Annotated in this window: 17 protein-coding genes and 1 tRNA gene; 2 read left to right on the top strand and 16 right to left on the bottom strand. The window is 52.7% G+C overall.

The genetic code is table 11. The features are described from left to right. Positions 1–101: 101 nt before the first annotated feature. The 3 genes from gyrB to BM257_RS14685 form a co-directional block, all read right to left on the bottom strand. The gene (gene gyrB, locus BM257_RS01990; RefSeq protein ID WP_092067704.1) at positions 102–2,075 is read right to left on the bottom strand and encodes a DNA topoisomerase (ATP-hydrolyzing) subunit B; all 1,974 of its coding nucleotides are present in this window, start codon (positions 2,073–2,075) and stop codon (positions 102–104) included. Positions 2,076–2,181: 106 nt separating this feature from the next. After that, positions 2,182–2,433: a 30S ribosomal protein S20 gene (rpsT, locus tag BM257_RS01985; RefSeq protein ID WP_092067702.1), complete on the bottom strand. Its 252-nt coding sequence runs from the start codon at positions 2,431–2,433 to the stop codon at positions 2,182–2,184. 137 nt (positions 2,434–2,570) lie between these two features. Beyond that, positions 2,571–2,642: transfer RNA gene (locus BM257_RS14685), tRNA-Glu, on the bottom strand. 106 nt (positions 2,643–2,748) lie between these two features. Between BM257_RS14685 and BM257_RS01980 the strand changes: the two genes are divergently transcribed. Then, positions 2,749–3,468 carry a DNA repair protein RecO gene (locus BM257_RS01980; protein WP_092067700.1) on the top strand — a complete coding sequence of 240 codons (720 nt, stop codon included), beginning with the start codon at positions 2,749–2,751 and terminating at the stop codon, positions 3,466–3,468. Positions 3,469–3,509: 41 nt separating this feature from the next. Here BM257_RS01980 and ftsZ read toward each other — a convergent pair whose 3' ends face one another. From ftsZ to mraZ, 13 genes are read right to left on the bottom strand one after another with little or no spacing between them, the layout of a single operon-like run. Beyond that, entirely contained in the window at positions 3,510–4,826 is a 1,317-nt protein-coding gene (gene ftsZ, locus BM257_RS01975) for a cell division protein FtsZ (RefSeq protein WP_092067698.1), read from the bottom strand. A gap of 17 nt (positions 4,827–4,843) precedes the next feature. Then, on the bottom strand, positions 4,844–6,289 hold the full coding sequence (ftsA, locus tag BM257_RS01970) for a cell division protein FtsA (protein WP_092067696.1): 1,446 nt from the start codon (positions 6,287–6,289) through the stop codon (positions 4,844–4,846). A gap of 27 nt (positions 6,290–6,316) precedes the next feature. Next, positions 6,317–7,066, bottom strand: coding sequence for a cell division protein FtsQ/DivIB (locus BM257_RS01965; RefSeq protein ID WP_092067694.1), 750 nt, complete (start codon positions 7,064–7,066; stop codon positions 6,317–6,319). A 22-nt stretch (positions 7,067–7,088) separates the two neighbouring features. Continuing rightward, positions 7,089–8,462 carry a UDP-N-acetylmuramate--L-alanine ligase gene (murC, locus tag BM257_RS01960; RefSeq protein ID WP_092067692.1) on the bottom strand — a complete coding sequence of 458 codons (1,374 nt, stop codon included), beginning with the start codon at positions 8,460–8,462 and terminating at the stop codon, positions 7,089–7,091. After that, positions 8,452–9,567 carry an undecaprenyldiphospho-muramoylpentapeptide beta-N-acetylglucosaminyltransferase gene (gene murG / locus BM257_RS01955; protein ID WP_092067690.1) on the bottom strand — a complete coding sequence of 372 codons (1,116 nt, stop codon included), beginning with the start codon at positions 9,565–9,567 and terminating at the stop codon, positions 8,452–8,454. The genes murC and murG overlap by 11 nt, the downstream gene beginning before the upstream one ends. A gap of 58 nt (positions 9,568–9,625) precedes the next feature. Next, positions 9,626–10,873, bottom strand: a complete 1,248-nt coding sequence (locus tag BM257_RS01950) for an FtsW/RodA/SpoVE family cell cycle protein (RefSeq protein ID WP_092067687.1) — start codon at positions 10,871–10,873, stop codon at positions 9,626–9,628. 2 nt (positions 10,874–10,875) lie between these two features. Beyond that, positions 10,876–12,207, bottom strand: a complete 1,332-nt coding sequence (gene murD, locus BM257_RS01945; RefSeq protein WP_092067685.1) for a UDP-N-acetylmuramoyl-L-alanine--D-glutamate ligase — start codon at positions 12,205–12,207, stop codon at positions 10,876–10,878. After that, positions 12,204–13,478: a phospho-N-acetylmuramoyl-pentapeptide-transferase gene (locus BM257_RS01940; protein ID WP_092067683.1), complete on the bottom strand. Its 1,275-nt coding sequence runs from the start codon at positions 13,476–13,478 to the stop codon at positions 12,204–12,206. Before BM257_RS01940 ends, murD begins: the two co-directional genes overlap by 4 nt. A gap of 33 nt (positions 13,479–13,511) precedes the next feature. Further along, positions 13,512–14,972, bottom strand: coding sequence for a UDP-N-acetylmuramoyl-L-alanyl-D-glutamate--2,6-diaminopimelate ligase (locus tag BM257_RS01935; protein ID WP_092067681.1), 1,461 nt, complete (start codon positions 14,970–14,972; stop codon positions 13,512–13,514). Positions 14,973–14,992: 20 nt separating this feature from the next. Further along, on the bottom strand, positions 14,993–17,140 hold the full coding sequence (locus tag BM257_RS01930) for a penicillin-binding protein (protein ID WP_092067678.1): 2,148 nt from the start codon (positions 17,138–17,140) through the stop codon (positions 14,993–14,995). Positions 17,141–17,150: 10 nt separating this feature from the next. Further along, positions 17,151–17,627, bottom strand: a complete 477-nt coding sequence (locus tag BM257_RS01925) for an FtsL-like putative cell division protein (RefSeq protein WP_092067676.1) — start codon at positions 17,625–17,627, stop codon at positions 17,151–17,153. 7 nt (positions 17,628–17,634) lie between these two features. Further along, positions 17,635–18,549 carry a 16S rRNA (cytosine(1402)-N(4))-methyltransferase RsmH gene (gene rsmH, locus BM257_RS01920; RefSeq protein WP_092067674.1) on the bottom strand — a complete coding sequence of 305 codons (915 nt, stop codon included), beginning with the start codon at positions 18,547–18,549 and terminating at the stop codon, positions 17,635–17,637. An 18-nt stretch (positions 18,550–18,567) separates the two neighbouring features. Then, positions 18,568–19,014, bottom strand: a complete 447-nt coding sequence (mraZ, locus tag BM257_RS01915) for a division/cell wall cluster transcriptional repressor MraZ (protein ID WP_092067672.1) — start codon at positions 19,012–19,014, stop codon at positions 18,568–18,570. 413 nt (positions 19,015–19,427) lie between these two features. On the opposite strand from mraZ, the gene BM257_RS01910 reads away from it, so the two are divergent. Then, on the top strand, positions 19,428–20,255 hold the full coding sequence (locus BM257_RS01910; RefSeq protein ID WP_092067670.1) for a glycerol acyltransferase: 828 nt from the start codon (positions 19,428–19,430) through the stop codon (positions 20,253–20,255). Positions 20,256–20,262 lie beyond the last annotated feature (7 nt).

The following is a 20,262-nucleotide window of genomic DNA, read 5'->3' as shown; positions in this document are numbered from 1 at the left end:
GCGGCGTCGGAGCCTGCTGAACAAAAGAAATTCCCCCTGCAAAGTCTGTGACTCGGCAGGGGGATTTTCGTTTATATGTAAAGTAGTTGTGTGTTGCTGTTTTATGCGTCGATGTTGGCGTAGGTGGCGTTCTGCTCGATGAACTCACGGCGGGGCTCCACGTCGTCTCCCATCAGCATGGAGAAGATCTCGTCTGCCTGGGCGGCATTCTCGATGGTGACCTGCTTCAAAAGGCGGTTCTCGGGATTCATGGTGGTCTCCCACAGCTGCTCGGGGTTCATCTCTCCAAGACCTTTGTAACGCTGGGTGTGGAAACCGCTGTTGTTCTCGTCGCCTGCCACGTACTTGTCGATGAACGCCTGACGCTGCTGGTCGGTATAGCAATACTCGGAGTTCTTCTTATAGGTGCATTTGTAAAGGGGCGGGGTGGCGATATACAGGTGTCCGCCCTGGATGACCTGTGGCATGAAGCGGTAGAAGAGGGTCATGATGAGGGTGTCGATGTGGGAGCCATCGACGTCGGCATCGGTCATGATGATGATCTTGTCGTAGCGCAGCTTGTCGATGTTCGCCTCTCTGTCGCCCTCGCCATCGACGCCGAAGCGGACACCGATGGACTGGATGATGTTCATGACGGACTCTGCCTCGAAGACACGGTGCCACTGTACCTTCTCCACGTTCAGGATTTTTCCGCGCAAGGGGAGGATAGCCTGGAAATGACGGTCACGTCCTTGTTTGGCGGAACCTCCGGCGGAGTCTCCCTCGACGAGGAAGATCTCGCAGACCTTCGGGTCTTTCTCGGAGCAGTCAGCGAGTTTGCCGGGCAGACCGCCTCCGGTCATCGGGTTCTTACGCTGTACGCTCTCGCGTGCCTTACGGGCGGCGATACGGGCGGTGGCGGCAAGGACGACCTTGTCGCAGATGAGTTTCGCCTCTTTCGGGTGCTCCTCCAGGTAGTTGGAGAGCGCCTCTCCCACAGCCTGCTGGACGGCACCGGCGACCTCGGAGTTGCCGAGCTTCGTCTTCGTCTGTCCCTCGAACTGGGGCTCAGCGACCTTGATGCTGATGACGGCGGAGAGTCCCTCACGGAAGTCCTCACCGGCAATCTCTATCTTCGCCTTCTCGATCTGCTTGGAGATCTGGGGGTCAGCGTCAGCGTAGGACTTCAGGGTGCGGGTGAGTGCCATGCGGAAACCGGTCAGGTGCGTACCTCCCTCGATGGTGTTGATGTTATTGACGTAAGAATGGATGTTCTCGCTATAGTCGGTGTTGTACATCACAGCGACCTCGATGGGTACACCCTGTTTCTCGGTCTTCAGGTAGATGACATCGTCGAAGAGGTGGGTGCGGTGACGGTCGACGTAGCGCACGAACTCCTTCAGTCCCTCCTTGGCGTGGAACACCTCGGGCTGGCGGAGGTTGCCCTCCTCGTCGGGACGCAGGTCGGTGAGCGTGATGGTGATGCCTGCGTTGAGGTAGGCGAGCTCACGCATACGACGCGCGATGATGTCGTATTTGTATTCTGTGGTGGTGAAGATGGTGCCGTCGGGCCAGAACTGCTGGCGGGTACCTGTCTTGTCGGTGTCGCCGACGATCTTCACGTCATAGAGGGGTTTTCCCTTCTCGTATTCCTGTTGGTAGATATGACCGTTACGATAGACCTGTGAGAGCATGTGGGTGGAGAGGGCGTTGACACAGCTGACACCCACGCCGTGCAGACCACCGCTGACCTTGTAGGAGCCCTTGTCGAACTTACCACCGGCATGGAGGACGGTCATGACGACCTCAAGGGCGGACTTGTGCATCTTCTCATGCTCGTCGACGGGGATGCCTCGTCCGTTATCTAATACCGTAATGGAGTTATCTTCGTTGATGGTGACCTCGATATGGGTGCAGTAGCCTGCCATCGCCTCGTCGATGGAGTTGTCGACGGTCTCGTTCACCAAGTGGTGGAGACCCTTCTCACTGATGTCACCGATATACATTGCCGGACGCTTGCGTACAGCCTCCAGTCCCTCGAGCACCTGAATATTACTCGCGGAATAATTGCTTTCCTTGTTCTGTTCTTCTACCATTTCGTTTAATAGTCGTTTATAGGTTGCAAAGATACGAAAAAAAGGGGAAATAACAAAAAAAAGCCAGATAAACTTTGTTTATCTGACTCTTTTTATCTCTTTCGGATTAGAGACTGTTGATGTGCGCGCAGAGGCTTGACTTGAGGTTCGCAGCCTTGTTCTTGTGGATGATGTTGGTCTTAGCCAGCTTATCCAGCATCTTCTGTACGCTAGGATAGAGAGCGGCAGCCTCTTCCTTGTTGGTCATGGCACGCAGTTTACGAACGGCGTTACGCATGGTCTTGGCATAATAGTGATTATGCTCTTTTCTTGTTTTCTCCTGACGAATTCTCTTCAGGGATGACTTGTGATTTGCCATTTTTCTTTCTTTTGTTTAATTATTAATATAAAGCTTGTGGGTCTTACGTCCTATAGGCTGCCCTGGGCGGGTGTTGCCACCCTCTGCCACCTTTCCCTTGCGGTAGCACTTGGCTGTGCCGATGACAGATTTAATTGTAGTCCCTAGGAGAGTCGAACTCCTCTTTAGAGAATGAAAATCTCTCGTCCTAACCGATAGACGAAGGGACCGTCGCCATTTTTTGCGGGTGCAAAGGTACTGCAATTTTTTCTTCTGACAAAATTTTCTTGATGAAAAATGCTAATATTCAATGATTTTTGTGTAATTTTGAAGCCAATGTTAGAAAAGTCACATGCAATTGTGCTGCATACGCTGAAGTATGGCGACCAGAAGGTGGTGGTGGAGATGTTCTCCCGGACATGGGGTCGCCTGTCGTTCATCGTCACCTTGCCGAAGTCGGCGAAGTCACCGTTCCGCAAACAGTATTTCCAGCCGATGACGGTACTGGAGGTGGAGTGTGACGTGCGTCCCCGTGTGGCGTTACAGAAACTGCATGACGTGCGGCTGCTGGTGCCGTACACCACCATCCCGCTGTCGCCCGCCAAGTTGTCGATCACCCTCTTCATCGCCGAGTTCCTGTATTACGCCCTCCGCTCCGAGCAGCGTAACGAGCAGCTCTTCGACTATATCATGGACTCCATGCAGTGGCTGGATGCCGCACCGTCGCATTACGCTAATTTCCACCTGACATTCCTCATGCGCCTGTCGAGGTTCCTGGGGTTCTATCCGAATATGGAGACAGAGAGGGTCTTCTTCGACCTTCGTGAAGGACTCTTCACGTCCACGGTGCCGACGCACCAGGACTATCTGGCACCTGCGGAGGCGAGGATGATCCACCTGCTGATGCGCATGGACTATCCCACGATGCACCTGTTCCAGCTCTCCCAGCAGGACAGGGGGCGCATCCTCGACGTGCTGATGAGGTATTATAAACTACATCTGCCAGACTTCCCTGATTTGAGAAGCCTGGCAGTGCTCCACCAGCTGTGGACTTAGAAACTAATTTAGAATTATATGATAAAAGGATTTGCCTTTGCTCACGCAAAGACGATTGGTCCCTGTTGTGCGGGCGGCTCCTGCTGGCTGTCAGCAGCCTGCGTGGTGTCGCCGTTCGCCTGTGAGTAGATGCTGTCCAGCACCTCCTTCGTGCGCTTGTAGGTCGGTGTCTGTTCCACGGCGGAGATGACATCGTCATTATCCAGCTCGTCGGGACGGAACACATAGATATGGGGGCGGCGCTTGTAACGCTTCGTGCTGCCCTCGCTGCCATAGTAGCGGTTACGACGGTCCTGGCGCTCAGCCTCACGCTCCTGTTGCTCGGCGAGGCGTGTAGCCTCCTCCTGGGTGTGACGCTTCAGGTGTCCGTTCATGCCGTCGACATTCTCGATACCGAAACCGGTGGCGAGGATGGTCACCTTCACCTTCTTACCCAGCTCGGGGTCGGTGGCGAGACCCCATTTGATCTCGAAGTCACCGAATTTCGCCATGAACTCATTGACATCGTTCATCTCCTCCATCATCAGTGAGTCCTTGCCGTCCTTGCCTCCCGCGAAGGAGATGCTCAGCAGGATCTTCTTGGAGTTGAACACGTCATTGTCGTTGAGCAACGGGGAGTTCAGGGCGTCGTCAATAGCCTTTTTCACACGTCCCTCGCCCTCACCATAGCCGGTGGACATGATGGCGACACCACCGTCCTTCAACACCGTCTTCACATCGTTGAAGTCGAGGTTGATGAGTCCGTGTACCGTGATGATCTCCGCGATAGACTTGGCGGCTACCGACAGGGTGTCGTCAGCCTTGCCGAAGGCGTCGAGCACCGACAGGTCGGGATAGATCTCACGCAGACGCTCGTTATTGATGACCAACAGGGCGTCGACGTGCTTGGACATCTCCTCGACACCGTCCAGCGCCTGGTCTATCTTACGGTCGCCCTCGAAACGGAAGGGGATGGTGACGATACCCACTGTCAGGATGCCCATCTCCTTCGAGATGCGGGCAATGACAGGTGCGGCGCCTGTTCCTGTGCCACCTCCCATACCAGCGGTGATGAATGTCATACGGGTGCCGTCACTCAGCATCGCCTTGATATCCTCGATGCTCTCCTCGGCAGCGGCACGGGCACGCTCCGGCTTGTTACCGGCGCCCAGTCCCTCCTTACCCAGTTGCAGATGCACGGGCACGGGGGAGTCGTTCAGTGCCTGGTTGTCGGTATTACAGAGCACGAAGGTCACGTCATGGATTCCCTCTCGATACATATGGTTGACGGCATTGCCGCCACCGCCTCCAACACCAATCACCTTGATGATGCTGTTCTCCTTTTCGGTACCACCGAAATCCAGTAATACATTATCCATATATCTATTCTTTTTTATTAATCCTCTTCCTTCACAATGGTCTCTCCAAATTTCTTGAGACCTTTCAGCGCCTTGTTCCAGAAACTGTTCTGGCGACGCTCCTCAGCCTCGAGGCGAGCCTCTTCCTCCGCCTTCTCACGGGCGATGCGCTCCTCTTCCTCACGCTTGCGCTGAGCCTCCTCCTCTGCCTTACGCTTCTCCTCGGCGGTACGTACCACACCGGCTGGTGTCTCGAAGCCCTGGCGTGCCCTGCGCTGGTCGACGGGGGTCTCCACGACCTGCTGTTGCTTGAAGAGGTCGCCGTTGGGGTCGATCTCCTGTCCGGCACAGTTGAGGTCGCCCTTCGCCAGCAGTCCCAGCACGGTATTCATCCTACCGTCCTTCGCCGTTATCTCAGGACTGTTGGAGACGATGGTCTGTGTGACGAACTTCGCCGTACGGATCTTGTCGATATGGGTGTAGTTGGAGAACGCCTTCTCGATCTCCTTCATGTTAGAGCCGCCACCGGTGAGGATGATACCGCCCAGCAGTTTGTCGCAGAGCTCCTCAGGGACCTGGCACCACACGTTGGCGATGATCTCCTCGAGGCGACCCTCGACGATCTCGACGAACTTACGGCACTCCACCTGACGGTCGAGGTCGATGGAGTATTTCATGTTATTGTCGATCTCGTTATTGTCGGTATAGGCAGATGCGTATTTCAGCTTCATCTTCTCCGCGTCATGCTCCTCCATCTGCAGGGAGGCGATATCCTTCGTGATGTTGTTGCCACCCAGGGGGATGACGGCGAGGTGGCGCAGCACGTTCTTCGAGTAGACACTCACCGTCGTCGTGTCGGCACCGAGGTCGACGAGGGCACAGCCGGAGCGTTTCTCCGTCTCTGTGAGGACGCTGTCGGCAAGCGCCAGTGGTGCGAGGTACATCTCCGCCACGTTGATATTGGCAGCCTCGAAACACATGTTGAGGTTCTTGTAGAACGCCTTACGCTGCAGGATATTCAGGAAGTTACCCTCGATATGGCTGCACTGGATACCCACGGGGTCGAGTTGCAGCTGGGAGTCCACCTTATACTCCTGGACAGCGGCGTCGAGGATCTCCTGGTCGGGGTATTTCATGTTACGGTTGGCATCCATCAACTCAATGACCATGTCCTGGGTGACGACCGTGTCGGCAGGCAGTTCCTTGGTGATGACGTTACGGATAGAGCGGATAGACTGTCCCCCGACACCCACATACACCTGTGTGATGGAGGTCTTCAGCTGTTTCTCCAACTTACTGACGATGGTCGCCAGGCATTGGGCAGTCTTGTCGATGTTATACACATAACCCTTGCGGATGAAGGACGAGGAGTCCTCCCTGACCACGGCGAGCACCTGGATGCTGCCGTCGAGGTTCTTCTTACCTGCGATACCTGTCATCTTGGATGACCCTAGTTCGATAGCAACGATAAACTCTTTTTGCATCTTAATACTATATTTTGTTTTTTCTTCTTATTTCCTTTTTCTCTTACAGATAATCTGGTTGTCGAACTCCAGACTGATATAGGAGTACTTGTTCCACCCCGCCATGCTCAGTCCGTAGCGGTAGAACTTCTCCAGGCGGTCGAGCTTCTGGGGGATATCGATGGGCGCACCGAGGTATACGATATGGTCACCGATGCGCGGCACCATCTCTATCGTACCGTCGTCAAGGACGTTGACCTGTTCGACGACACTGTTCCAGAACGCATGGTGCATGATATGGTTGCCGATGCGTGACAACCGCTTCTGGGCGAAGGAACGGCTGATATGACCGGTAGCCACGGGCTGGTTGCTGGCATAATGAGTGTTCGGCATGATACCACCCTGTGCGTCCACGTAATAGTCGTCACCATTGTCTGCCTTCACACGGAAGACGGGGAGGCGCTGGGTGAGGTTCACCTTCACCTTGCCACCCTGTGTCTTGTAACACTCCACAGAGTCGACGAAGGGGTTCTTGCTGATGCACTCCTCCATCTTACGGATATTGATCTCCTTCATCGGCTGACCCTGCGGCCACATCTTCGCCTTCTTGAGCTGGTCGCGGATCTCTGTCTTCCCCAGGAAGCCGTCATCCTGTCCGTCCATGATGTTGATATCGACCTCGGTGCATACGAACTTCTGCTCGTCGGGCTCGTTGAAAGCCGTCATGGCGAGCAGCAGGTAGGCGCCCAGGGCGATATCCGCGAGGATGAAGAATGATTTCTTCCAGTTGAGTGTCATACGGTGTCCTTATGGGTTGTTCTTATTTGTTCTTCAGTATCTCTGTGATCTGCGGCACCTGGTTGTCGAGGTCGCCGGCACCCAGTACGATCAGCACGTCGAAGTCACGGCTCCTGACGAGGTCGAGGACATCCTCCTTGCGGATGATCTGTTTCTCGATACCCGGTCGCAGGTTGTTATAGATCAGCTCGGAGGTCACTCCCTCGATGGGGAGCTCACGAGCGGGATAGATCTCTGTGAGGATGACCTCATCGAGCTGGCTCAGCGCATCGGCGAAGTCTTTGTAGAAGTCACGGGTGCGGGTATACAGATGAGGCTGGAAGATCGCGGTGATCTTACGGTGGCGGTAGAGCTCACGGATGCTCTTGGCACTCTGGTAGATCTCCTGCGGGTGGTGGGCATAGTCGCTGAGGAACACGATACGGTCGTTCTTCAACTTGAAGTCGAAGCGGCGGTCGACACCCCCGAAGGTCCTCATACCCTCCCGCAGCTCGTCGGCGGTACAGCCAGCCAGCTGTGCCATCGCCATGGCGGCGATGCCGTTCTCGATATTGATGGGGACGGGCTGTCCCAGTTCGATACCCCTCACACACTCGATGGGGGAGATGAAGTCGAAGGAGATCTCGCCGTCCTCGATACGGATATTCTCCGCATGGAAGTCGCCCTCGTGGAGCGCGTAGTCATAGCGGCGGACACCCTCCTGCAGCTGTTCCCGCATCTCCAGGTCACGATGGATGATGAGGGCGCCACCCGGTTGGATGAGCTCTGTATAATGACGGAAGCTCTCCAGGTAAGCCTCTTTCGTGCCGTAGATATCCAGGTGGTCCGGGTCTGTCGCCGTGATGACGGACATCCAGGGGCGCAGCCAGTGGAAGGAGCGGTCGAACTCATCAGCCTCGATCACCACATAGTCGGAGGCGGAGAGGATATAGTTGGTACCGTAGTTCTTCGAGATACCCCCTAAGAAGGCGTTGCAGTCGAGATGACTCTGGTGCATGATATGGGCGCACATCGTGGAGGTAGTGGTCTTGCCATGGGTACCGGCGACACACAGTCCCTTATGCTGACGGGTCAGCGTGCCCAGCACCTGGGCGCGTTTCTGTATCTCAAAACCGTTCTCCCGGAAATACCGCAGCTCCTGGTGCTCGGCAGGGATGGCAGGGGTGTAGATGACGAGACAGGAGGCGGGTTGCTTACATGCCTCGGGAATCTTGTCGACACACTCCTCATAATGGATCAGCATCCCCTCTTTCTCCAACTGCCTGGTGAGGTCGCTCGGGGTCTTGTCATAACCGGCGACGACGAGTCCACGGTGGATGAAATAGCGGGCGATGGCACTCATTCCAATGCCACCGGCACCTACGAAATAGACGGCTTTGATATCTTTATTCTCCATTGTTCGCTAATCTGATAACCTCTTTGGCGATGATCTCTGCAGAGTCGGGCAGTGCCAGTTTGAGGATGTTCTCTTTCAAGGACTCTAGTTTCTGAGGGTCGTTGACGGTGGCGACAGCCATCGGCAACAGCTGGGCGGGTGCCTCGCTGTCTTTCACATAAAGGGCGGCGTCCACGTTCACCAGTGCCATGGCGTTCTTCGTCTGGTGGTCTTCGGCGACATTAGGACTCGGTACCAGGATGACGGGCTTGCCTATCAGGCAGAACTCGGAGATGCTGCTGGCTCCCGCACGGCTGATGACCAGGTCGGCGGCTTTGTAAGCCACACCCATATCGCTGATGAAGTCGTGGATGACGAGGTCGTTAAGGTGGTCTTCGTGCGTCAGGCGGTCCATGATCTGCTTGTGGTAGTACTTACCTGTCTGCCAGATAAACTGTACGTCGCCTTTCTTCACCACGTCGAGGTGCTGCAGGACACTCTCGTTGATGGTACGGGCTCCCAGACTGCCTCCTACCAGCAGGATGGTCTTCTTGTCGGGCTTGAGTCCGAAGGAGCGGACGGCATCCTCGTGGGAGACGGTGGTCTCCAGCAGTGACTGACGGACGGGGTTGCCTGTCTTGATGATCTTGTCGGCAGGGAAGAAACGCTCCATACCGTCATAGGCGACACAGATCTTCGCGGCTTTCTTCGCCAACAGCTTATTGGTGACGCCCGCATAGGAGTTCTGTTCCTGTATCAGACAGGGGATGCCCATCGAGGCTGCTTTGTTAAGGGTGGGACCACTGGCATAGCCACCGACACCCACTGCCACCTGCGGCTGGAAGTCCTTGATGATCTTCTTCGCCATCCGCTGGCTCTTCCATATCTTGAAGAGCACGTAGATATTCCTGAGGAGGTTCTTACGGTCGAAACCACAGATCGGCAAGCCTTTGATCTGGTAGCCGGCAGCAGGAACGCGCTGCATCTCCATACGACCTAAGGCTCCCACAAAAAGGATCTTGGCATCAGGACGTAACTCCTTGATAGCGTTGGCGATAGAGATGGCTGGGAAGATATGCCCGCCTGTTCCGCCACCACTGATGATAACCCTTAACTCTTCTTTCATATACCTTATTATATATAGACCCTACAAAATTACGAATTTAATTTCTTATGAACGAATGTTACCCGATATTTTTTTCCTCACCGGGCTCTTTCTTCATCTTCGCCGAACGACTGATGCTCAGGATAGCACCGACATAGGCGCAGTTGATGATGGTGGAGGTACCACCTTTCGAGATCAGCGGGAGAGGCTGACCCGTCACAGGAGCCAGTCCTACAGCCACCATCATGTTGAAGGCTGCCTGTACGACGAGGAGGAGGGCAAGACCCATCACCAGGAAGGCGGGGAAGTTGTTCTCACAATGACTCGCTATTCGTGCCGCACGGTAGAGCAGGACGATATACAGGAAGGCGACGGCGAAGGCTCCCAGGATACCTAACTCCTCGATGACGATGGCATAGATGAAGTCGGAGAACGCCTGTGACAAGAAGTCTCGCTCCACAGACTGTCCGGGTCCCTTGCCGATGATGTTACTCGATACGATGGCGATATTGGCGTGTGCCACCTGCGCGTCTTTGTCGAGGTCATACTCCTGTGGGGTGACATCATCCTTGCCGAACTTGAGGATACGACCCTTCCACGTGTCGGCACGGTGGAGCAGCTTCTCCAGCTTGCTCTTTTTCTTAGGCTGGTCTGTCTGCTCGGTCTTGGCGATCTCCTCTTCCTGCCCGGTGGTGTCGTGACCGACCAGCATGACCATGGAGATACCGAGGATAACGAAGAAAAGCAGGATACCGACCAGTTTGCCGAGCTGTCTGAAAGGCACGAGTCCTATGAACATCATGAGGATGACCACCATGAAGAGCAGGGCTGCCGTGGAGAGGTTCTCCAAGCCGATCAGGAAACACGTGGGGATGGTGATCCACAGGATCCATTTGAAAGCCTTCTTGTCGGCACCGTTCTCCCGTTGCATGGCGCTGAGTATCTGTGCTGTGGCAAGAACAATGGTTCCCTTCGCTATCTCAGAGGGCTGGAACGTGAATCCCAGCAGGGAGATGACACGGTTGGCGCCATTGATGGTCTGACCGCCTACCAGTACCCATAGCAGTGTTATCGCCGTGATAAGCAACAGGAAGGGTGTCATCAGCTTGAAGAACCGGCATGGGATATTCAGTGTGATGACAGCGACGAGGACACCAAAGGCGATGGTCCCTGCGTGATAGACGATAGGTCCGATGTAGTTCTGGCTTTTGTAGGTCAGGTTACTGGAGGCGGAGAACACCTCCACGATACTGATCATACAAAGGAAGAAGAACACCATCCAGACGACCTTGTCTCCCTTGAAAATATTGCCTATCTTCTTGTTCATATCTATAGATTTCTTGCTAATTCTTTGAACTGCTCACCACGGTCCTCCATATTCTTGAAGAGGTCGAAGGACGCGCAACAGGGACTCAGCAGGACGGTCATGCCCGGCTCGGCAAGCTCGTAGCATGCCTCCACGCACTCCTTCATAGAGTGGGTGTCCCTGACAGGAATACCCATCCCGTCGAAATTGTCATGCAGCTTCTGGTTGTCGGCACCCAGATAGACCAGTCCGGCACATTTCTCCTTGACCAGTGGTTTGATGGGGTCGTAGTCGTTGCCTTTGTCCTTGCCTCCGATAATGAGGATGGTCTTGGTCTTCATCGACTCCAGGGCATACCAGCAGGCGTCCACATTCGTGGCTTTGGAGTCGTTGATATACTGGACACCACGTACCGTACATACTTTCTCCAGGCGATGCTCCACACCAGGGAAGTCGCTAAGTGACTTACGGATCACCTCTTTCTTGATACCTGCGATATTGGTGGCGATACCGGCGGCAAGGGAGTTGTAGATATTATGCTTGCCCGTCAGACTGAGTGCCTCCTGCTCCATATTGAAAGGCTCGGGTTGCTCAATCGTATACTGTCCTTCCTCGATATAACCGATGCTGCCTTTCTCCTTCAGCTCGGAGAAGGGATACTGGATGGCTTGGATATGGTATTTCTCCAGCTCCTTCTTGATGATGGGGTCGTCATTCCAATAGATGAAGGCGTCATCGGGTGTCTGGTTCTGGATGATGCGCATCTTCGCGTCCACGTAATTCTGCATGCAGAAATCATAACGGTCGAGATGGTCGGGTGTGATATTCAGCAGGATGGCGATATTCGCACGGAAGTCGTACATATTGTCCAACTGGAACGAGCTGAGCTCGATGATATAGTATTCATGCGGGTCTTCCGCCACCTGAAGGGCAAGGGAGTTACCGATGTTCCCGGCAAGTCCTGCGTCATATCCCGCCTCCTTGAAGATATGGTAGATCAGACTGGTGGTCGTCGTCTTACCGTTAGACCCTGTGATGCAGACCATCTTGGAACGGGTATAGCGACCGGCGAACTCTATCTCGCTGATGATATGGATGCCCTTCTCCTTGATCTTCACAATCATCGGAGCCGTATCGGGGATGCCGGGACTCTTGATGATCTCGTCGGCATTGAGGATTTTTTCCTCCGTGTGCTGTCCCTCCTCCCACTCGATATCGTGGGAGTCCATCAACTTCTTGTATTTCTCATTAATCTTCGACATGTCACTGACAAATACGTCGAAGCCTTCTTTCTTGGCGAGGACGGCGGCACCTGCTCCGCTCTCTCCTGCTCCTAATATGACGATTCTGCTCATCTTACTTTCAGTGTTATAATCGTTATTGCTACTAATATGATGGTCGTGATCCAGAAACGGATGGTGATCTTCGACTCATGGAAGGGACGATGGGGCCATCCTTTCAGGATATACGTACTGGTCTGGTCAAGTTGTGAGTCTAACCTGCGGAAAGTATCGTGGATAGGGGTGGCGCGGAAGACTCTCACGCGCTTGCCCTTGCGCTTCTGTATCTTAAACCACTGGGTCTGTATGATGACACTCAGACTCTCGATGAAGAAGATTCCGCAAAGGATAGGGAGCAGGAGCTCCTTATGGACAATGACGGCACATACACCGATGATACCGCCGATCGTCAGGGAACCGGTGTCTCCCATGAACACCTGTGCGGGATAGGCGTTGTACCAAAGGAAACCAATCATCGCACCGATGAAGGCACTGAGGAAGACGACCAGTTCTTGGGAGCCGGGGATATACATGATGTCGAAATAGGCAGCATAGACAATATGGCTGCTGACATACGCGAAGACCAGAAGGGCAAATCCGATGATGGCGGAGTTTCCCGCACACATACCGTCCATTCCGTCATTCAGGTTGGCACCGTTGCTGACGGCAGTGACCACGAAAATGGTCATGAGGACGAACAAGACCCATCCTGCCGCCACCTTGTATTTCCCACAGAACGACATGACATCTGAGTAATTCAGGTTGTGGTTCTTGAAGAACGGAATGGTCGTCTGGAGAGATTTCACATACTCCGCCTTGTGCTTGACAACGACCTCCTGCTGACTCTTCTGGGGCACGGTGATATTCTCACGGACGACGGCATCAGGACTGAGCCATAGCGTCAGACCGACAATGAAGCCGATGGACACCTGTCCGATAATCTTGTATTTTCCCTTGAGACCTTCTTTGTTCTTCTTGAAGATCTTGATATAGTCATCCATGAATCCTAAGAATCCCAGCCACACGGTGGTGATAATCATCAGCAACAGGTAGATGTTACGCATACGACCTAACAGGAGGACGGGGACAAGGATAGAGACGATGATGATGATACCTCCCATCGTCGGAACACCCTTCTTCTCCACGCCAAAGGGGTCTATGCTGGCATCACGAGCGGTCTCAGAGATGTTACGACGCTTCATCCATTTGATGAAACGCTCTCCAAACCATGCTGAGATCATCAGCGAGAGGATGAGCGCCAGCAGGGCACGGAAGGAGATATATGACCAGATATGCGAGCCTGGGATGTTGAATTGCTCTAAGAATCGGAACAGATAGTATAACATATTCTTTATTACAATTTGACCATTTACTATTTACTATTGAGCCACGCCGAAGATCTCACGCACGATCTCACGGTCGTCAAAATGATGCTTGACACCCTTGATCTCCTGATAGTCCTCATGACCTTTTCCCGCAATGAGGATGACATCCCCTTTCTGCGCCATCATACATGCTGTGCGGATGGCTTCTTTGCGGTCAGTGATACTGAGGGTTTTCTTCATCTGTTGTGCGCTGAGACCAGCCAGCATGTCGTTGATGATGTCCTGAGGCTCCTCAAAACGGGGATTGTCACTGGTGATGATGACACGGTCGCTCTGCTTTGCTGCCTCCTGTGCCATCAGGGGACGCTTGCCCTTGTCTCTGTTGCCGCCAGCACCACAGACAGTAATGACCTGTCCGCCTTTCCCGTCCAGTACCTCGTGGATGGCATTGAGCACATTTTCCAATGCGTCAGGGGTATGGGCATAGTCGACAATGGCGGTGACTCCTTCCTTAGAGCGGATGGGCTCCAGACGACCTGCCACACTCTTGAGGGTGCTTAATACCAGCAGGATGTCCTCGGGTTTCTTTCCTAACATGACAGCCGCGCCATAGACGGCGAGCAGGTTGCTGACATTGAACTTGCCAATAAATTGTACACCGACCTCTTTCCCGTCTATCTCCAGATACATACCCTCAAAATGACACTCGATGATGCGGGCACGGAAATCTGCCATCGAACGGGTGGAGTAGGTCTTCACGTTCGCCTTACAGTTCTGGACCATCACGCTGCCGTTCTTGTCGTCGGCATTGGTAATGGCAAAGGCGTCCTTGGGAAGACTGTCGAAAAACGCTTTCTTGGCGTCACGATAGTTCTCGAAGGTCTTGTGGTAATCCAGATGGTCACGTGTCAGATTGGTGAAGAGTCCTCCCGTAAACTTCAGTCCTCCAATACGTTGCTGGGCAATGGCGTGACTGGAGCACTCCATGAAGGCATACTCACATCCTGCGTCAACCATTCTGCCTAACAGACGGTTCAGCTCGATAGGATCGGGTGTCGTATGGTCTGCGGGAATCGCCTCGTCCTCGATATAATTGCAGACGGTGGAGAGCAGTCCGCATTTATGTCCGAATTTGCGGAACATATTATATAATAAGGTGGCTATCGTCGTCTTACCATTGGTGCCAGTGACACCGACCAGTCTCAGCTTCTGGGAGGGCTCGCCGAAGAAGACGGTGGCAACGGGTCCTACGGCACTCTCCGTAGAGGTGACCTGCACGTAGGTGACACCTTCTGCCTTCTCAGCGGGAAGGTCCTCGCATAATACCGCAGAGGCACCGTGCTCCAGGGCTTTGGGGATAAACTTATGACCGTCCGTCTGGGTGCCTTTCATCGCCACAAACAGATGTCCCTTCTCGATTTTGCGGGAATCAATATTGACACCGGTGATGTCTATTTGCTCATCACCGATGATACTGACCGGTTTGACGTATTTAAGTAGCTCACTTAATTTCATGATACCTTCCTTATTATTTATTATTCTAAGTTCAAAACACACTCACTGCCTGCTGTAATCTGTTTACCGGCACTGTAACTCTGGCTCCTGACCTTGCCCCTGCCATGCAGTTTCACTTTCAAGCCCAGACTCTCCAAAAGGTAGACGGCGTCTCTCGCCCCCATACCGGTAACATCCGGAACTGTGTTCTTGTCGATCTGTACTTGTTGCAGGGCAATGAGGTCAGACTGCCGCTCTGCCTTTCCCCAGATGGGGTTGCCGTTAGCATAGGAGCCAGACCACGACTGGTTCGTCTTGATATCCAGGTATCTCAGGACATAGTTGGCATCCAGGATATTACCACTCTTGACATCTGGAATTCCAACGGAGGAGCTGTCGTGGGCATCTTTCACATCCAGTTTCAGGTTCCGTGCCATAACACCTTCAGAGATATGGTGGAACACAACACCGCTCATACCACCGCCAGAGGCGGGAAGACCGGATTTCTTCAAACATACGATACAGGTATAGCGTGGGTTATCAGCAGGGAAGTAACCGGCAAATGACAACCAATATTTCACGATACCTGTCTTATAGCCGCCGCCTTCCGCAATCTGTGCCGTACCTGTCTTTCCTGCCACCTTGAACATCCGTGAGCCGGCTTTCCTGCCAAGTCCCTGACTGACAACATGTTCCAGGATGGTCTGCATGGTCTTGATGGTCTGCGGCTTGGCAATTCTCCGTTCCATCACTTTCTCTGGCGGGAACTCGGCGACCACCTTTCCGTCTTTCATCACACTCTTGACGAAACGGGGTCTCATCATGATACCGTCATTGGCGATCGCATTATAGAATGTTACCGTTGAAATCGGGGGAATCTGTGTCTCATAACCAATAGACATCCAAGGAAGAGCCGTCTTGCTCCAATTGGTCCAGTGACCGTATTTGTCCTTCTCTGGCATACGGATATGGGGACGTGCGTATCCCTTGATAGGGAGCTTGAGGTCTGCTGCCAGTCCTGTCCGGTAGATACCCTCGATGAACTTCTCGGGCTTACCTCCATATTTCTCGTCGATGATACGGCTGACACCAATATTGGAACTGACTTCCAGGATTCGTGGCAAGGAGATGTTCCCATAACCTCCACGACGCCAGTTGTGGTCTTTCATGTCACGACCGTGCATGTTCCAGATGCCGCATCCTGTCTCCACACGATAGGTGGTGTCAACGACCCCGTCGTCAAGTGCTACTAGGATAGAGGCGGTCTTGAAGACGGAGCCTGGCTCGCGAAGGTCAGCGACAGCGTTGTTCTTCACCTCACGATACTCACCGTCAGGACAGCGTGTCATGTTGACGATAGCTTTGATATCACCCGTCTCCACTTCCATGAGGATGGCAACGCCAAGGTCGCCACCGATGAGTTTAAGCTCCTCTATGACAGCACGTTCCGCAAGGTCTTGCATGTTGACATCTATGGTGGTCACGATGTCACAGCCGTCAACAGGCAGGGTGACAGGGATATTCATGTATTTGTTCAGGATCTTACGACGGTTGGTCAGGCCTGGTGTACCACGCAGGGTGGAGTCGTAAGCAAGTTCCAGTCCTTGCTTGGCACTGTCCTTGGCACCAAACATAGACCCGATGGTACGCTCTCCCAAAGAACCGAAGGGGCGGCGTCGTGCGTTATATTCCTCCTCGTGGAAACCACTCTTATATTTAGGAAGACGGAAAAGGGGTAACTGCTTCACCTCTGTGTAGGTGTTGTAGTCGATACGTCGGGGCCAGATAGGCCAGTGCTGTGACATCTTCTCATGTCCCTCCTCCAAGTGCTTCTTAAACTCCTCGGCACTCTTCTGTGGGAAGATCTCATGCAGTCCCATACAGATGGAGTCCACTTTCTCCTGCCAGATAGAGTCTTTCTCCTCCCCGCCGGCTTTGAAGTCCATATAGATCTTGTACTCTGGGATGGAGCTTGCCATCAACTGTCCGTCGCAACTAAGGATATTACCTCGTTTGGGTTTCACACTGACACTGTCACGCTTGAGACGGTCAGCCACGTCCGTCCAGTATTGTTTCTTGGCCGTCATGATATAGAAGGCTTTGCCGATGACGGCAATACCAACAATTGTGAGCACTACTGCGATAAACATGTAGCGCGGCATTACTTTATCATTGTCGAATTTACTCATGACGGTTTTCTTATTCTGGTAGTTGTATGATATAAGGAGGCTGGTCGGCGATATGCAACAGCGAGTCCTTGTTTTGTTTCAGTATATCGAGCACATGACTCTCACGACATTTCTCCGTGAGGGTGCTGGAGGCGGCAAGAGCCTTGTTCTTGGCGTCTTTCAGCTGTGTCTCCAACTTGTCAATGGTCTGCATATCCTGCTGGCACTGATAGCGGAAAGCCACGTAGACGATGGTAAAGGCGACGATCAAGACGAACAGCCATATCTGCGAGCGAACCATCTCCGCAGTAAGGATGTCTCCACCAAGTATCGTGCGGAGATTGACTTGCTGGGACGGTCTGGGGTCTTCCTCGCTGGCTGTCTCCTTGATTTTCTTGATGGTTTCCTGCAGCGCCTTCTTGTCGTCCTCCTCTTCTTGGAGGATGTCTTTGTCTATTTCGACAACATCTTCGACATTGTTGAGCTCTTGTTCTTCTTTTTTGTTCATTTGCCTGTTATATCTTTTCAGCGATACGGAGTTTAGCGCTCCTGCTTCGTGGGTTGTTCTGTAGTTCGCTTTCTATAGGGGTGATCACCTTGTTGTTGACGAGACGGAAAGGACTGTATATATGTCCGAAAAAGTCCTGTTCTATCTTCCCCTCCGCATTACCTGCCTTCATGACATTCTTCACGATACGGTCTTCCAGGGAGTGGTAAGTGATGACACTCAGCCGCCCTCCTTTTCTCAGGAGGAGACTTGCTGCGCTCAGCATGTCCCGTAGTGCGTCCATCTCATGGTTGACCTCTATGCGCAAAGCCTGAAACAGTCTGGCGAGGTCTTTCTTCTCTTTCTCTGTACGCATCAGTTTCTCTGTGGCTGCGATAAGGTCAGCGGTGGTCTCCATGCGCTTCTGCTGTCTGTATGTCGTGATGGCATTGGCTATGCGACGTGAGTTCTTCATCTCTCCATAGAGGTAGAAGACGTCAGCCAGCTTTCCTTCATCGTACTCGTTGACGATATCCGCGGCGGTCTTGCCAGCCCGCTTGTTCATACGCATGTCGAGGGGGGCGTCGAACCGGAAGGAGAATCCCCTGGTCTCATCGTCGAAATGATGGGAGGACACCCCGAGGTCTGCCAGCAAACCGTCGATCTGCTCTACCTGATAATACCGCATCCAGTTGCGCAGGTATCTGAAATTGCTGCGTACGAAGGTGAAACGGTTGTCGTTGATGATGTTCTTCTCCGCATCCGCATCTTGATCGAAACTGTAGAGATGTCCTTTGGCACCAAGTCGCGAGAGGATCTCACGACTATGACCGCCACCTCCGAAAGTGACATCCACATAAATACCGCCGGACTTGATGTCAAGTCCGTCGATACTCTCCTGAAGGAGTACTGGTACGTGATATGTCTCTGCTGTTCTGACCATTCTCTTCTCGTTTTTTTCTCATTCGACAGCCATCAGCTCCTCCAAGGCGTTGCTGAAGTCGTCGGCAGACATCTGCTGCTCTTCTGCTTTCTTGAGACCCCATATCTCAATGGTGTCCCCCATGCCTACGAACTTGATATCCTGCTCGATGGCGGCAAGACGCTGGTAACGCTTGGGTATCAGGAAACGACCGTTGCCGTCGAGGGTGATGAGCTCCACCTCACTGACGAACTGACGGAATACTTGCTGCTGTTGCTTGTTCCATCTGTTCAACCGCTGGCGCATGGCGTCCATCTGTTCGTTCCATACGGATTCGGGATAGAGCACCAGACACGATTGGAAGACATCTTTGCGAAGCACAAGTCCTTCTTCTCCACCAGCCTGCAGGATCTTACGGAAAGAGGCTGGTAGGAAGGCACGTCCCTTGGCGTCAATTTTGGCTTCAATATTACCTAAAAATCGCATGCGTACTTCTCTATTATTGATATATCGGTTGCAAAATTAATCATTTTCCTCCACAATCCCCCACAATTCCCCACATTATTTTAGTGAATAATTTTTAAAATTTAATTAAGAAATATTATCTAACTGATAATCAGTAATTTAGCAATTATTATATGTGGTGGGGAATTTTTCTCAAGTCTCCCTCGTTTTGTCCCGATACCTGGAACGACTTTTCCCGATAGCCGGTATGACTTGTCCCCATATCTGGTACAGGTGATTCCAGATACTGGAATACCCCCATGGGAGATATCGGAATGGGGGGATGGGAGCCCTTGGCATAAAATTCGGAAATTATTTGCACATTTTTTCTAAAAAGTGCATTTTTCTCAAACTAAATTGTTACTTTTGCAAACGGTTAGTAGACTTAGAGAGAAATGGAGCAGATCACAGAGAAGACAATCGATATTGATCAGATTCTCAAGAGTAAGATGGGGTCCAAGGCAAAATGGATTCCCGGCTTCCTCGTCTCTTGGCTTAAGCGTACGATCCACCAGGATGAGGTGAATGCCTTCCTTTGGAGAAGTCGTGACAAAAAAGGTACCGAGTGGTTGGAGGCCTGCGTGGAATATCTTCAGATGACCCTCAAGATTGAGGGGAAGGAGAATCTTCCTGACAAGAACGACGGCAGGCACTACACTTTTGTCTCTAACCATCCGTTAGGAGGGGAGGACGGAGTCGCCTTAGGAGCTATTATCGGACGTCATTATGACAGTCGTTTCCGTTACCTCGTCAACGACTTGTTGATGAACCTACCGGGTCTTGCACCGTTATGTATTCCCATCAACAAGACGGGGCACCAGAGTCGTAACTTCCCAGCGATGGTGAAGGCTGGTTTCGAGAGCGACAACCATATGTTGATGTATCCTGCGGGAATCTGTTCCCGTAAGCAGTCTGACGGAACGATACGTGACATCCCCTGGTCAAAGACATTTATCGTTAAAAGCGTTGAATATCAGCGTGATATAGTGCCTATCCACTTTAGTGGTCAGAACTCCAACTTCTTCTATCGTCTTGCTCGTTTCTCTGACAGGTTCCTGCCATTCAACCTGGCGATGCTTTATCTGGTCGACGAGATGTATAAGAATGTGGGAAAAACCTTTGAGGTGAAGATAGGAAAACCCATCCCCTGGCAGACTTTTGATAAAAGCAAGACTCCGTTGGAATGGGCGAAATATGTACAGGACAAAGTCTACGAACTATAAAACAACC

It is taken from the genome of Prevotella sp. tf2-5 (assembly GCF_900115435.1).
Taxonomy (GTDB): Bacteria; Bacteroidota; Bacteroidia; order Bacteroidales; family Bacteroidaceae; genus Prevotella.
This window is presented reverse-complemented; position numbering and strand designations above follow the sequence as displayed.

Excerpts from the sequence above, each read along its gene's own strand:
- gyrB (WP_092067704.1), bottom strand. The coding sequence starts at position 2,075 with ATGGTAGAAGAACAGAACAAGGAAAGCAATTATTCCGCGAGTAATATT.
- rpsT (WP_092067702.1), bottom strand. The coding sequence starts at position 2,433 with ATGGCAAATCACAAGTCATCCCTGAAGAGAATTCGTCAGGAGAAAACA.
- BM257_RS01980 (WP_092067700.1), top strand. The coding sequence starts at position 2,749 with ATGTTAGAAAAGTCACATGCAATTGTGCTGCATACGCTGAAGTATGGC.
- ftsZ (WP_092067698.1), bottom strand. The coding sequence starts at position 4,826 with ATGGATAATGTATTACTGGATTTCGGTGGTACCGAAAAGGAGAACAGC.
- ftsA (WP_092067696.1), bottom strand. The coding sequence starts at position 6,289 with ATGCAAAAAGAGTTTATCGTTGCTATCGAACTAGGGTCATCCAAGATG.
- BM257_RS01965 (WP_092067694.1), bottom strand. The coding sequence starts at position 7,066 with ATGACACTCAACTGGAAGAAATCATTCTTCATCCTCGCGGATATCGCC.
- murC (WP_092067692.1), bottom strand. The coding sequence starts at position 8,462 with ATGGAGAATAAAGATATCAAAGCCGTCTATTTCGTAGGTGCCGGTGGC.
- murG (WP_092067690.1), bottom strand. The coding sequence starts at position 9,567 with ATGAAAGAAGAGTTAAGGGTTATCATCAGTGGTGGCGGAACAGGCGGG.
- BM257_RS01950 (WP_092067687.1), bottom strand. The coding sequence starts at position 10,873 with ATGAACAAGAAGATAGGCAATATTTTCAAGGGAGACAAGGTCGTCTGG.
- murD (WP_092067685.1), bottom strand. The coding sequence starts at position 12,207 with ATGAGCAGAATCGTCATATTAGGAGCAGGAGAGAGCGGAGCAGGTGCC.
- BM257_RS01940 (WP_092067683.1), bottom strand. The coding sequence starts at position 13,478 with ATGTTATACTATCTGTTCCGATTCTTAGAGCAATTCAACATCCCAGGC.
- BM257_RS01935 (WP_092067681.1), bottom strand. The coding sequence starts at position 14,972 with ATGAAATTAAGTGAGCTACTTAAATACGTCAAACCGGTCAGTATCATC.
- BM257_RS01930 (WP_092067678.1), bottom strand. The coding sequence starts at position 17,140 with ATGAGTAAATTCGACAATGATAAAGTAATGCCGCGCTACATGTTTATC.
- BM257_RS01925 (WP_092067676.1), bottom strand. The coding sequence starts at position 17,627 with ATGAACAAAAAAGAAGAACAAGAGCTCAACAATGTCGAAGATGTTGTC.
- rsmH (WP_092067674.1), bottom strand. The coding sequence starts at position 18,549 with ATGGTCAGAACAGCAGAGACATATCACGTACCAGTACTCCTTCAGGAG.
- mraZ (WP_092067672.1), bottom strand. The coding sequence starts at position 19,014 with ATGCGATTTTTAGGTAATATTGAAGCCAAAATTGACGCCAAGGGACGT.
- BM257_RS01910 (WP_092067670.1), top strand. The coding sequence starts at position 19,428 with ATGGAGCAGATCACAGAGAAGACAATCGATATTGATCAGATTCTCAAG.